This is a genomic window from Pseudomonas sp. TKO26 (assembly GCF_003225665.1).
GTDB classification, from domain to species: Bacteria; Pseudomonadota; Gammaproteobacteria; order Pseudomonadales; family Pseudomonadaceae; genus Aquipseudomonas; species Aquipseudomonas saponiphila.
On record NZ_QKLN01000039.1, the window covers coordinates 39,959 to 53,556 of the forward strand.

Sequence of the window (13,598 nt, forward strand, 5' to 3'; positions counted from 1 at the left end):
GTCTTGAGGTCGCCACAGGTCTGACGTGGCGTGCCGGCAACATCGTGAGGAAGGGTCATGAATCGGTTTATTTGTGTTTTAGCGCTGAGTGGGAGTGCCGTGCTTGCGGGCTGTGTTGCCCCGCCGCCCAAGCCCAATGACCCTTACTACGCGCCAGTATTGCCGCGTACGCCGCTGCCTTCCGCGTCCAACAATGGCTCGATCTACCAGGCCGGCTTCGAGCAGAACCTGTACAGCGACCGCAAGGCGTTCCGGGTCGGTGACATCATCACCATCACCCTCAACGAGAAGACCGCGGCCAGCAAAGGCGCCAACTCGGCGCTGACCAAGACCAGCTCCAACAGTATTGGCCTGACCTCGCTGTTTGGTGCCGTGCCCAACACCAACAACCCCCTGGGCAGTGGCGACTTGAGCCTGAATGCCGGCTACAACGGCAATCGCGCCACCAAGGGCGACAGCAAGGCGGCCCAGAGCAACAGCCTGACCGGTTCGATCACCGTTACCGTGGCCGATGTGTTGCCCAACGGCATCATCGCGGTGCGCGGCGAGAAGTGGATGACCCTCAACACCGGCGACGAGCTGGTGCGGATCGCCGGTCTGGTGCGGGCGGACGACATCGCCACCGATAACACCGTGTCCTCGACCCGGGTCGCGGATGCGCGCATCACCTATTCGGGTACCGGCTCGTTCGCCGATGCCAACCAGCCTGGCTGGTTCGACCGTTTCTTCCTCAGCCCGCTGTTCCCTTTCTAGGTGATGAGAAGCCTCATGTTCAACTTCAAGCACCTGCTGGCGGCGGCCTTGTTGCTGTCCACTTCCCTCGGCGTCCAGGCCGAGCGGTTGAAGGACATCGCCAGTATTTCCGGCGTGCGTTCCAACCAGTTGATCGGCTACGGCCTGGTGGTCGGGCTTAACGGCACCGGCGACCAGACCACCCAGACTCCGTTCACCCTGCAGACCTTCAACAACATGCTGTCGCAGTTCGGCATCAAGGTGCCGGCCGGTTCCGGCAACGTGCAGTTGAAGAACGTCGCGGCGGTGTCGGTGAGTGCCGACCTGCCGGCTTTCGCCAAGCCCGGCCAACAGGTGGATATCACGGTTTCGTCCATTGGTAACTCCAAGAGCCTGCGTGGCGGCACCCTGTTGCTGACGCCCCTCAAGGGGATCGATGGCAACGTCTATGCCATTGCCCAGGGCAACCTGGTGGTGGGCGGTTTCGACGCCGAAGGGCGCGATGGTTCGAAGATCACCGTCAATGTGCCGTCGGCCGGGCGGATTCCCGGTGGTGCTTCGGTGGAGCGTGCCGTGCCCAGCGGTTTCAACCAGGGCAACAGCCTGACCCTGAACCTCAACCGTTCGGACTTCACCACCGCCAAGCGCATCGTCGACAAGATCAACGACATGCTCGGCCCGGGCGTGGCCCAGGCCATCGATGGCGGTTCGATCCGGGTCACTGCGCCTTTGGACCCAAGCCAGCGCGTGGATTACCTGTCGATCCTGGAGAACCTGGAAGTCGATCCGGGTCAGGCGGTGGCCAAGGTCATCATCAACTCCCGGACCGGCACTATCGTCATCGGGCAGAACGTCAAGGTGTCGCCGGCGGCGGTGACCCACGGCAGCCTGACCGTCACCATCACCGAAGACCCGATCGTCAGCCAGCCTGGTCCGCTGTCCAATGGGCAGACTGCGGTAGTGCCGCGTTCGCGGGTCAATGCGCAGCAGGAAGCCAAGCCGATGTTCAAGTTCGGCCCGGGCACCACCCTGGATGAGATCGTTCGCGCGGTGAACCAGGTGGGAGCAGCCCCAGGCGACCTGATGGCGATTCTCGAAGCCTTGAAACAGGCCGGCGCGCTGCAAGCCGACTTGATCGTGATTTGAGGTGGCGGCCATGGATATACGTAAGAGCGGACTGATTGGCAGCGGCGATTCCGGGTCCTATTCCGACCTCAATCGTCTGCAGCAGCTCAAGGTCGGAGACAAGAACGGCGAAGCCAACGTGCGCAAGGTGGCGCAGGAGTTCGAATCGCTGTTTCTCAACGAAATGCTCAAGTCCATGCGCAAGGCCACGGATGTCATCGCCCAGGACAACCCGCTCAATACCCCGGCCGCCAAGCAGTATCAGGACATGTACGATCAGCAGCTCGCGGTGTCCTTGTCGCGTGAGGGCGGCGGTATCGGCCTGGCCAATGTGCTGATGCGCCAGATGATGAAGAACAAGCCGGCCACGCCGGGCGCCACGCCACCGGCGCCGGCCGCTGCGCCGGTGGCGACAGCGACGCCGATTGCCGCGGGCACCAGTGCCCAGGATGGTCCCTTGAGCCGCTCCAATGGCCAGCGGCCGTTGTGGGCCTCCCGCGCCCATGACCCGTTGCGCACCTCCGTTGCCCATAACGACATGGTCCTGCTCAACCAGCGCCGTCTGTCGCTGCCGAGCAAGCTGACCGATCGCCTGTTGACCGGGATCGTGCCGTCGGCCGGTGGTGTTGCCGATACCACTACACAGAATGCGGCGCCGAGTCGCACCACGGCCGCCGCTGATGCGGTACTGCGCGGCGAATGGCGGGTCAATCAGGGCTATGCCGCGTCCCAGGGCAAAATGCGCGTGTATGGTCGGGCCATGGCCCAGCCGCCGTTGGCCCCGGCCAAGCGTGCCTTCAGCTCCGCCGACGATTTCGTGGCCACCATGCTGCCAATGGCGCAGCAGGCAGCTCAGCGGATCGGCGTCGACCCTCGCTATCTGGTGGCCCAGGCCGCTCTTGAAACCGGCTGGGGCAAATCGGTGATGCGCCAGCAGGATGGCACCAGCAGTCATAACCTGTTCGGCATCAAGGCCGGCAAGAGCTGGCAGGGCGCCCAGGCCCGGGCGATCACCAGCGAATTCCGCAATGGGCAGATGGTCAAGGAGACGGCGGCGTTCCGTTCCTACGATTCCTATCAGGACAGCTTCCACGATCTGGTGACCTTGTTGCAGAGCAACAATCGCTATCAAGAAGTGCTGAAGGTGGCCGATAAACCAGAACAGTTTGTTCGCGAGTTGCAAAAAGCCGGGTATGCAACGGACCCGGATTACGCTAGCAAGATTTCGCAGATAGCCAAGCAGATGAAGAATTACCAGAACTACGCTGCGGCGAGCGTTTCCACGAATTTATAAGGTCTGAATCATGAGTTTGCTCAATATCGGGATGTCGGGGCTGGCCGCCAGCCAAACGTCGTTGATGACCACGGGTAACAACATTGCCAACGCCGATACCGCCGGGTACTCGCGCCAGCAGACCGTGCAGGGCACCAAGGCCTCCGCTCAATTCGGCAATGTCTTCATCGGCACCGGTACCACCCTGGCCGACGTGCGCCGGGTGTACAACAGCTTCCTCGATGCCCAGTTGCGCACCGCCACGTCCCTCAACAGTGACGTTGCGGCCTACCAGGGCCAGATCAGCCCGGTCGACCAGTTGCTGTCGGACAACGGCACCGGCATGAACGGCGCCCTGACCAAGTTCTTCGCCTCGCTGCAGAACCTCAACGCCAAGCCTACCGACGAGGCTTCCCGGCAGTTGCTGCTCAGCGACACTCAGGCCTTGAGCAACCGTTTCAACTCGGTGTCCAGCCAGCTCAACGAGCAGAACAGCAACATCAATGGCAACCTGGCGAGCATGGCGGACCAGGTCAACAAATTGGCCAATACCGTGGCTCAGCTCAACCAGAAGATTTCCGAGCTGTCGACCAACGGCAATGGCATGCCCAACGATCTGTTGGATGCCCGTAATGAAACCGTGCGTCAGCTTTCGACGTTCATCGGCGTACAGGTATCCGAGCGCGGTTCGAGCCTCGATCTGTACCTGGGCAGCGGCCAGCCACTGGTGATGGGCAACTCCGCCAATACCCTGGAAGTGGTGCAGGGCAAGAACGATCCGACCCGCTCCATGCTGCAGATCAACCGTGGTACCAGCACCGCGGACATCACCAACGTCACCACCGGCGGCGAGATTGGCGGCCTGTTGCGCTATCGCAGCGAAGTGCTGGACCCGGCCATGAATGAACTGGGGCGCGTGGCCCTGGTGGTAGCCGACCAGATGAACAGCCAGATGGCCCAGGGCATCGACAAGAACGGTGAATTCGGCGGCAACCTGTTCAACGACATCAACAGCCTCAGGATGATCAGTCAGCGCAGCATGGCCAGTGCTGGCAACAGTGCCGGTTCGGGCAACTTCAATGTGACGATCAAGGACACCGGCAAGCTGAGCACCAGTGACTACACGGTGACTTTCAGCAGCGCCACCGATTACAGCGTCAAGCGTTCCGATGGCACCGACATGGGCAGCTTCAGCACGACGACCAGTCCGGCGCCGGTGATCGACGGCTTCTCGCTGAACCTCAGTGGTACGGTGGCCGCCGGTGACAGCTTCAAGATCATCCCGACCCGCAATGCCGCGGCCACCATCCAGACGGAAATGACCGACGCCAAGCGCCTGGCGTTGGCTGCACCGTTGAAGGCCGAGATCGGTGCCGGGGTCAAGAGCTCCCTGAGCATTTCTGCGCAGCCGTCCCTGGCGGTGCCGATAGACAACTACGATGCAGCCAGCAAGCTGGAGATGCAGACCGCCCTGAAGAATTCCGGCCCGGTCAAGGTGGTGTTCAATGCGGCGTCCGGCGGTAGCCAGACCTACGATTACTTTGATGCCAAGGGCGTCAAGATGGGCAGCGGCTCTATCGTGCCGGGGCAGAGCAATGTCCTGAACCTGCAAGTCAAGATGCTCGATGCCAGCGGCAACCCGATCACTGACGGCGGCACGCCACCTGTGACCAAGACCTTCACGGTGCAGATGACCGTTGCTGGTTCGCCCAACGCCGGTGACAACATGAGCATCTCGGTGAATGGCGCCGGCTCTTCCGATAACCGCAACGGCCTGGCGCTGTCGGGCCTGCAGACCAAGCAGACCGTGGACACAGGTGCGGCGAGCAAGGGCATCACCCTGGTGGATGCCTACGGCAAGCTGATCGAGAACGTCGGCGCCAAGGCCAGCCAGGCCAAGCTCGACAGCGCTGCCAACGGTTCCATCCTGGCCAACGCCAAGGGTGCCCGGGACTCGCTGTCCGGGGTCAACCTGGATGATGAAACCGGCAACCTGGTCAAGTTCCAGCAGTACTACACCGCGTCTTCGCAGATTATCAAGGCTGCGCAGGAAACCTTCAGCACGCTGATCAACAGCCTTTAAGGAGTCGTAGCTCATGCGCATTTCCACCGCCCAGTTTTACGAGACTTCGGCTGCCAACTATCAGAAGAACTTCGCCAACGTAGTCAAGAGCAGCGAAGAGTCCAGCAGTCTGGTTCGCGTCAATACCGCAGCAGACGATCCGGTAGGTGCTTCGCGCTTGCTGCAATTGGGCCAGCAGGCTTCTCTGCTTGATCAGTACAAGAGCAATACCAACTCGATCAAGGCCTCGCTGGGCCAGGCCGAGTCGGTGATGACTAGTATCAACAACGTGTTGGCGCGAGCCAAGGAACTGGCGCTGGGGGCTGGCAACGCTGGCTACACTGATGCCGACCGTCAGGCCAATGCCTCTGAACTGGGGCAGATCGAAGAGCAGTTGCTGAGCCTGATGAACACTCGGGATGAAAACGGCAAGTACATTTTTGGTGGTTCCAAGGATGATGTGCCGCCATTCTCTCGCAACTCTGATGGCACCTATAGCTACAACGGTGACCAGAGCAGCCTCAAGCTGCCGGTGGGCGATACCATGACAATGGCCGCCAATAGCACTGGCTGGGATGTTTTCCAGCAGGCCCTCAACACCAGTCGCAGCGAGGTCACTCGTGTCTTGCCGGCGGTGGATGATGGCCGTGTGAGCTTGTCCAATGGGCAGGTAACCAATAGCGTCAATTACAACAACAGCTTTCGCAGCGGCGAGCCCTACAAGGTCGAGTTCGTCACTGGCACTCAGTTGAAGATCACTGACACCAATGGTGTCGATGTCACATCCGAAGCGAGCAAGGGTGGGGTATTCGACACCAGTCCCAACCAGACCGTGAGCTTTCGTGGGGTCGACCTGAACCTGAACGTCAACTTGAAGGCGGGCGACGACCCAGCGGCCTTATTGCCAGGGCATCAATTCACCTTGGCGGCCAAGCCCGATACCTTCAATGTAGCCCGCAGCCCGGGTAACCCGAGCATGGCCCAGGTCAGCAGTACTACTGTGACCGACCAGGCGGCCTACAAAGCGGCTTTTCCTAGTGGTTCGGCGGTGCTCAAGTTTACCAGCGCCACCAATTTCGATCTGTATGCTGCTCCCGTGACTGCCGATAGTAAGCCGGTGTCTTCGGGAACGCTGACTGCGGGCAACGTAGCTACGGCGGCTGGCGTGAGTTTCCAGTTGAACGGCACCGCTCCCGCTGCCAACGATCAGTTCAGTGTTGCGGTCAATACTCATGAAACGCAGAACATTCTGGACACCGTGAGCCAGTTGAAAAACGCCCTCAACACCCCAGTGACCGGCGATACCATTGCTACCCAGAAGCAGCTTGCCGACCTTGCCTCGGGTATTGCCAACCTGACCAGCGGTGTTGATCAACTGGCTATCGGTATCAGTTCGATTGGTGGTCGCGGTCAGGCCCTGGATACCCAGACAGAAATCAATGAGAGCTTGTCTGAGGCCAACATCAAGACCCGTTCTGCGATCAGCGATTCCGATCCGGCCGAAGTGATGACTCGCCTGACCCTGCAACAAACCATGCTGCAGGCTTCGCAACTGGCATTCAGCAAAATCGCTCAGTTGGGCCTGTTCAACAAGGTCTGATTCAGTGCGGGGATCGTGGCGGCCTGTACGATCCCTGTTCTTATTCTTTTATGGATCGGGGCGTTCCGCTTTCACGTGAGCCGGCGCATACCGGTCGAGAGTTACGTGCGTGAAACCAGCCCCTCTTGTCAGCATCGCCATTGCGGCATTCAACCCTCGCTTTTTCAGTGCGGCACTGTGCAGCGCGCTTGACCAGACCTACTCCAGTCTTGAAATCGTTGTCTGCGATGACTGTCGGACGGATGAAATCGAACAGATCGTAGCCGAGGCGCGTAGCTCGCATCCTGCCGTCAATCTGCGTTATGTGCGCAATCCTCAGCGGCTGGGGTTTCAGCGCAATATCCTGCGTTGCCTGGAAGAGGCTACCGGCGAATACATCAAGTTTCTCTGTGACGATGACCAACTGGTGGCCGATTGCATCGAACGCCAGGCGCAGATTCTCGATACCCGGGACGACGTCCGGCTGGTGGTGAGCAAGCACCACTTCTTCGATGCTGACAGCTATGTGCTGCCAATCCGCATGGAAAATGTGGGTCTTACTCAGTTCGATGCGCTGTTCAACGGGCAGGACCTGCTGGCGTACTTTGAAAAGGCTCCGCGCAATATTATCGGGGGCTTCAGTTGTGCATTGATGCGCCGGTCGGACATCGAATCTCTGTTGCCGGCCCTGGCACAGGAGCAAGGTGGATTTGTTGCGACGCTCGACTTTGCCTTGTTCGTCTGTCTTTTGCGGCGCGGCAACCTGGTGGAACTAAATGTCCTAGGCAGTTTCGAGCGCCTTTATCCGGAGCGCCTTTCGCGCCGTCCGGAAATAGTCAGCGCCGCAATCGTTGAGTGGGGCTGGCTGGAGCAGATGCTCAAACAGCGCAGCGGTGATCAGGCTCCGGCCCAGGGCTGGGTGCGTCACCTTGCGCTGGATGAGGCGCAAGAGGCGTCACCGCGTGACTGGGAGGAAATCAACCTATATGCGCTTATGGCGGGGCGCCAAGGCATTATCCAGAGCCATGTCGGTACCGATACTGAAAGTTATGGCGATCTCTATGTTCAATGGTTGCGGTATCGTCGTTTTAGCCCGGCGCAGCAGCAGTTGCTATCCAGGCAGATGAGTTTCTGGGCAAGGCGTCCGCAGATCATGCTTTTGGTCATCGACACCGATGCGGATGACAGCGCCGTGGACCTGACGTTGGCCAGCATTGCAGCTCAGGGCTACGAGTCGCATGTGTTGCTCTTGTCCGATGGCCAAGGCGCCCTGGATCAGAAGGTTCGGCGGCTTGCCCTGGGCCGCGATTGGCTGATTCGGGTCAACGAGCTATTGGTCCAGCAAGATGGTGTGGACTGGTTTTATCTGCTGCGTGCGGGCGACTGTTTGCGGGATACGGCGCTGCAGATTCTGGCCGAACGGATTGCCTGCAGCCAGGGAGTCTTCTGCATATACAGTGACGAAGGAGCCCTGGTCGATGGGAGATCGATGGAGCCGATCTTCAAACCGGACTTCAATCTCGATCTGTTGCGTTCATACCCCTATGTGGGGCGTACGTTGGCATTCGATCGCCAGGCTGTGCTGAGTCTGGGCTGTTTCGATGCGCGGTTTGGCGAGTTGGCACCTCATGACCTTATCTGGCGGCTGGTGGAGAGCCATGGACCGCAGGTGATCGAGCACATTGCCGAGATTCAGGTCGAGTCTCAGTTTTCCTTTGCTCAATGGCTTTCACTGCCGCAAGTCGTGGAGCAGAACCCGCGCCTGCTAGCAACCCATTTGCAGCGCATCGGTGTAGAGCATCGATTGCATGAGGAGGGGGGCTTGCAATTGATTCCGCGGATTGAATATGTGCATGCCTCTGAACCGCTGGTGTCGATCCTCCTCTCGGTCAAGGATGATCTGGTGGCGCTGGAGCGGTGCATCAATAGTCTGATCACTCATACCTCCTACACCCGCTATGAAATCATCATTGTGGATAACGCCAGCACCCAACCCGAATTGGGTCGCTGGTTGCGGTCCATGGCAGATCTCGACAGTGACGCGTTGCGGATCTTCTTCCATGAGCAGGGTGGCAGTGAAGCGCAGTTGATGAACTTCGCGGCGCGCCAGGCTCGGGGTGATTATCTGTTGATGTTCAAGGCCAACTGTGTTGTCCGCGATAAGGATTGGTTGCAAGAGCTGCTCAATCACGGACAGCGTCCGGAGGTGGGGATAGTCGGGCCGCGGACCTTGAATTTGCAGGGCAATGTCATCGATGCAGGATTGATACTTGGCCTGGAAGGCCTTGCTGGTCGAGCCTTTGTCAACGAGCCGGTGTCCTCGGGCGGCTACATGCAACGCATGCGGGTGGTGCAGAACTGGAGCGCCGTCAGCGGTCATTGCCTATTGGTGCGAGCCCAGGTCTTCGAGGACGCAGGCGGTTTCGACGTAGAGGTTGGTACTCAGGGGATCAGTTCCCTGGAGTTGTGCCTGCGTGTGGGCAAGGACGGTTACCTGATCGTGACTACGCCGCATGCGGCGGTTGTATTGGTAGCTTCCCAGGAAGTTCGACGAGAGGAGGGCTGGGAGCAGCAACTGGAACGTGAACAGGAAACGTTCTTCAGGCGCTGGCTGCCGAAGGTGGCTCGGGATCCTGCCTACAACCACAATCTTACTCTGTCGGGCATCAGCTTCGGATTGATGCCCGGTTCGCGTGCGGGATGGAGTCCACTTTGCAGTCGATCAGTGCCCTCAATTCTCGGCTTGGCCCTGAACAATTCTGCCATCGGTCACTACCGTGTCAGCCAGCCACTGATGGAGTTGCAGGCGGCTCAGAGGGTAACGGGTAGCGTGGCTTATCATATGCCTTCGATTATCGAGGTTGAGCGCCTGCAGCCGGACGTGGTGATCTTTCAGGGGCGCTACAACACCTCCAAGTTCAAGGACATCGGCCAGGTTCGCAATTACTCCCAGGCCCGCAGGATCTATGAACTGGACGATTACGTTGCGCATATCCCCGAGCGCAATGAGCACGCTCGCAACATGCCCGACAACATCGAGGATTTGTTGCGTCGTGGGATCGCACAGTGTGACCGGGTGGTGGTCTCGACCTATGCCCTTGCCAACACCCTTTCCAGCATGCATCAGGATATCCGGGTGGTGCCGAACATGCTGGCGCCGCATTTGTGGAGCCAGATTCGCAGTCAGCGCCGTACCTCACTCAAGCCGCGGATTGGCTGGGGCGGCGGCACCAGCCACCGTGGTGATCTGGAGTTGATTGCCGATGTAGTGAAGGAGCTGGCCGATGAGGTGGAGTGGGTGTTTTTCGGAATGTGTCCTGAAGTACTCAAGCCTTATGTACACGAGTACCACCCTGGTGTGAGTCTGGCGAATTACCCGGCCAAGCTGGCAAGCCTGAATCTCGACCTGGCGCTGGCGCCACTGGAGTTTCATATTTTCAATGACTGCAAGAGCAATCTGCGCTTGCTTGAGTACGGTGCCTGCGGTTATCCGGTGATCTGTTCGGATACCGAGGCCTATCGTGGTCATCTACCCTGTACCCGGGTCATCAGTAACTCGGCGCAGGAGTGGCTGCAGGCTATCCGGATGCACCTGGCCGATCCACAAGCCAGTTACCAGATGGGCGATGAGTTGCGCGAGGTGGTACTGCGCGACTTCATGTTGCGTGGCGATAACCTGCAGTACTGGGCCGATGGCTGGCTTGCAGACTGATGGGTGTGAGCGACATCAGCCCAACCTAATGCCTCCGATTGAGCGGACAGGAATTCATATGCTAAGCAATTTTCCCAACGGCGCATCCCCCTTGAGTGAGCGTTTCACCTTGGTTTTGCTGGCTCATGAGCAGCCTCGGGCTTTGCGTCGAGCGCTGCGCTATTACAGTGAATGGCCTTGCAGGGTGCTGGTGGTCGACTCGTCGAGCGATAGCGATAACGAGATCGGTGCCGAGTTTTCCGATGTGCTTTATCTGCATCTGCCGACGGACGGTGCCGAGCATTTTAGCGGCAAATTGCGTCAGTCCATCGCCATGCTGAAGACTCCCTACATGGCCATGGCCGATGTCGAGGATTTCCTTTTGCGTGAAGGGGTCGAGCAGTCTCTGGACTTTCTTGAGACCCATTGCGACTACGGTGCTTGCCAGGGATACAGCCTGGCTTTCGAGGCGCATGCCCAGCGAGTCGATTACCTGCGTCTTGATCGCAAGGGAGAAGAGGACTATTGCGCGGAGTCTGCCGAGGCTCGGTTGGAAGTGTTTACCCGTCATTGTCCATCGTTGATCAGTGCAGTGACCCGTACTGAGCTACTGCGTCAGTGGTATGTCTCGATGCCGGCGGATTTCAATCCGGCCCTGCAGGAGATCGGGCATTCCTATGGTCTGACGGTCGCTGCCAAGGTGCGTCTGTTGCCACTCCCCTACGGGCTGCATGAGCGGCATTGCGCTTCAAGGCTGCAAAGCCAGCAGATCGCAGCGCAATTGAGCTACCGTGACGCGCAGGCCCGGGTTGAATACGAGCGTTTCGCTCAGGCGCTGGAGGCTTTGGCTTTAGACGCCTCTGACGGCGAGGGCATTCGCCAGCGTACCCGGGACAACCTGCTGGCCGTTGGCAAGTACCTCGCAAGCTTGCCGGCGCTTGAAACGGAAAAGCTGATCGAGTCGACCTGGGACTCGCTACTGGAACAGCCGGTCCGGCGCTTCGAGCCGACCCAGTACGTAGAGTTGCCCTTCTACAACCAGGCGTTTTTCGAACAATTGAGCACCTTGGAATTTCTCCTGCATGCGGTACCAAGTGGTCGCCGGCAGTTGGAGGAACTCGAAGGCGTCATGCTCCAGCAGAAAGAGCTTTTGCGAGTCCAGCGTAACGCTAGTGCCGAGCCTCTCGATGATCGGCTACAGAAAGCCTTCGAACTCTACGCCTTCAATTTGCCAGTGGTACAGCAGATGAGTCAGTCGCTGCAGGCCCGAGGTGAGGAGCAGCGTGCGCAGGCGGTACGGGGCTGGGAGGTTCGATTGCAGGCAGCATCACTGGCGCAATGCGCTAAGTGGTTTGATACAACCCGCTCCGGACGCCTTCTGCATTGGCTCGAAGCACGTGAGCCGGATGCCGGTCAGGTGGAGAAGATCGGTCGGCACTTGGCGCGCCACTCCGGTGGGCCTTCTTTCGGGATATTGCTACTGGACCTGCAGGCCGACATCCTCAAGTTGCAGGCGACCTTCGATAGTGTGATCAACAGCTATTGCCGCAATTTCAAGATCATTGTCTTCACCTGTGGTGACCTGCCTGCGGTCACCACCCCGCAGAACACCTTGCATTTCGTCAAGGTCGACGAGAACAACTACGTCGACAAGATCAACCAGTCAGTGCGACAAAGCGACTGCGATTGGCTGGTCATGGCGCAATCTGGAGACGAACTCACGCCCAGCGGCTTGTATCAGGCAAGCCTTGAGCTGTTGGCTGCACCGCAATGCCGTGCGGTGGCCATGGATGAGATCCAGCGCCTACCGGATGGCACCTTGCGCGATGTATTCCGTCCGGGTTTCAACCTGGACCAGTTGCAGAACTGTCCTGCCCTGCTGGCACAGCATTGGCTGGTACGCCGCGATGCTCTGGTGCAGGCAGGGGGCTATTCCCGCGAATTCAAGGGGGCCCTGGAATTTGATCTGCTGTTGCGCCTGATCGAGCAGGGTGGTTTGGACGGGCTAGCCCACCTGGCCGAGCCGTTGCTGGTATGCCAGGCGCCCATGGCACAGAACAATGCTGACGAGCGCAAGGCGCTATTGCGGCATCTGGCCACCCGAGGCTATCAGGCCGATATCAGCGCGCCGGTACCGGGGACCCATAAGATCGACTACCGTTTTACTGAGCGTCCGCTGGTATCGATCATCCTTCACGGTGTTAAGGATCTGCCGGCCTTGCAGCGCTGCCTGCTCAGCATACTGCAGCGAACCCGCTACCAGCGTTACGAGATCCTGTTGGCTGAAGACCCGGCCTACTCGGCGCCATTGAATGATTGGCTGGCCTCTCAGGGGCAGCAAGCCAAGCGTTTGCGTCAATTCGGTATTCAACCCGGCTTGTCTGCTGCGACATTGATCAACACCCTCAGCCAGCAAGCCAAGGGTGAATACCTGGTGACGCTGGCAGCTGACAGCGAAGTCCTCAATGTCAACTGGATTGAGTCACTGCTTAACCAGGTCCTGCGCCCTGAAGTCGGCGTTGTGGGGGGTAAGTTGGTGGATCGGCAGGCGCGGGTAACCCAGGCGGGGCTGATCATGGGCTTCAATGGTAGTGTCGGTTCGGCGTTTGTTGGTGAGCCCAAGACGTCCGTGGGGTATCTCAATCGATTGGTGGTGGAACAGAACTGTTCGGCGGTGTCTTTTGCCTGCCTGATGATTGCCAAGCAATTGTTCGACGCCGCCGATGGCGTCGACGACAACTTGTTTGCCGAGGGGTTGGGCGATGTCGACCTGTGTCTGCGTATTGGCCAGGGTGGTTATCTGACAGTCTGGACTCCCCATGTCCAAGTCATTCAGCCGGGATTGCTGGAATCATCGCCAAGTGCATTGCAAGCACTTCAGGACAAGTGGTCGCAGGTTTTGGAGCATGATCGCTTCTACAACAAGAACCTGACCTTGCAGGGGCGTGGCTATGGCCTTGGTCCTGTGGCTGCGGTTCCTTGGATGGAGCTGCTGGAGCAGTCTGCTGGCTGAGAGTCATCAATATCCTCTCGCAGCGTGCTGTACACAAAAAGCCCACTTTAAGTGGGCTTTTTTACATCTTCGCAAAACCGGTGAAAGTGCTGAAGCGCTGGTTTTTCATGTGTTTTTTCGATG

At 59.1% G+C, this 13,598-nt stretch carries 7 protein-coding genes; all 7 read left to right on the forward strand.

What is annotated here, in order from left to right:
• Positions 1–57: 57 nt before the first annotated feature.
• The 7 genes from flgH to DNK59_RS28195 all read left to right on the forward strand — a co-directional run bounded on the left by flgH (position 58) and on the right by DNK59_RS28195 (position 13,475).
• The gene (gene flgH / locus DNK59_RS28165; protein ID WP_110725301.1) at positions 58–753 is read left to right on the forward strand and encodes a flagellar basal body L-ring protein FlgH; all 696 of its coding nucleotides are present in this window, start codon (positions 58–60) and stop codon (positions 751–753) included.
• A gap of 15 nt (positions 754–768) precedes the next feature.
• Complete coding sequence (locus DNK59_RS28170; protein WP_110725302.1) at positions 769–1,878, forward strand: flagellar basal body P-ring protein FlgI; 1,110 nt, start codon at positions 769–771, stop codon at positions 1,876–1,878.
• Between the two features lie 10 nt (positions 1,879–1,888).
• The gene (flgJ, locus tag DNK59_RS28175) at positions 1,889–3,151 is read left to right on the forward strand and encodes a flagellar assembly peptidoglycan hydrolase FlgJ (RefSeq protein ID WP_110725303.1); all 1,263 of its coding nucleotides are present in this window, start codon (positions 1,889–1,891) and stop codon (positions 3,149–3,151) included.
• Positions 3,152–3,161: 10 nt separating this feature from the next.
• Positions 3,162–5,213 (forward strand): flagellar hook-associated protein FlgK, encoded by a 2,052-nt coding sequence (gene flgK, locus DNK59_RS28180; protein ID WP_110725304.1) that lies wholly within the window; start codon positions 3,162–3,164, stop codon positions 5,211–5,213.
• Positions 5,214–5,226: 13 nt separating this feature from the next.
• Positions 5,227–6,792: a flagellar hook-associated protein 3 gene (locus DNK59_RS28185; RefSeq protein WP_110725305.1), complete on the forward strand. Its 1,566-nt coding sequence runs from the start codon at positions 5,227–5,229 to the stop codon at positions 6,790–6,792.
• 109 nt (positions 6,793–6,901) lie between these two features.
• Complete coding sequence (locus DNK59_RS28190) at positions 6,902–10,483, forward strand: glycosyltransferase (protein WP_110725306.1); 3,582 nt, start codon at positions 6,902–6,904, stop codon at positions 10,481–10,483.
• 58 nt (positions 10,484–10,541) lie between these two features.
• Positions 10,542–13,475, forward strand: a complete 2,934-nt coding sequence (locus DNK59_RS28195; RefSeq protein ID WP_110725307.1) for a TIGR00180 family glycosyltransferase — start codon at positions 10,542–10,544, stop codon at positions 13,473–13,475.
• The last annotated feature ends 123 nt before the right edge of the window (positions 13,476–13,598 follow it).

What these genes read in the sequence shown, in the direction of transcription:
- DNK59_RS28195 (WP_110725307.1), top strand. Translation starts at nt 10,542, where the DNA reads ATGCTAAGCAATTTTCCCAACGGCGCATCCCCCTTGAGTGAGCGTTTC.
- flgK (WP_110725304.1), top strand. Translation starts at nt 3,162, where the DNA reads ATGAGTTTGCTCAATATCGGGATGTCGGGGCTGGCCGCCAGCCAAACG.
- flgH (WP_110725301.1), top strand. Translation starts at nt 58, where the DNA reads ATGAATCGGTTTATTTGTGTTTTAGCGCTGAGTGGGAGTGCCGTGCTT.
- DNK59_RS28170 (WP_110725302.1), top strand. Translation starts at nt 769, where the DNA reads ATGTTCAACTTCAAGCACCTGCTGGCGGCGGCCTTGTTGCTGTCCACT.
- flgJ (WP_110725303.1), top strand. Translation starts at nt 1,889, where the DNA reads ATGGATATACGTAAGAGCGGACTGATTGGCAGCGGCGATTCCGGGTCC.
- DNK59_RS28185 (WP_110725305.1), top strand. Translation starts at nt 5,227, where the DNA reads ATGCGCATTTCCACCGCCCAGTTTTACGAGACTTCGGCTGCCAACTAT.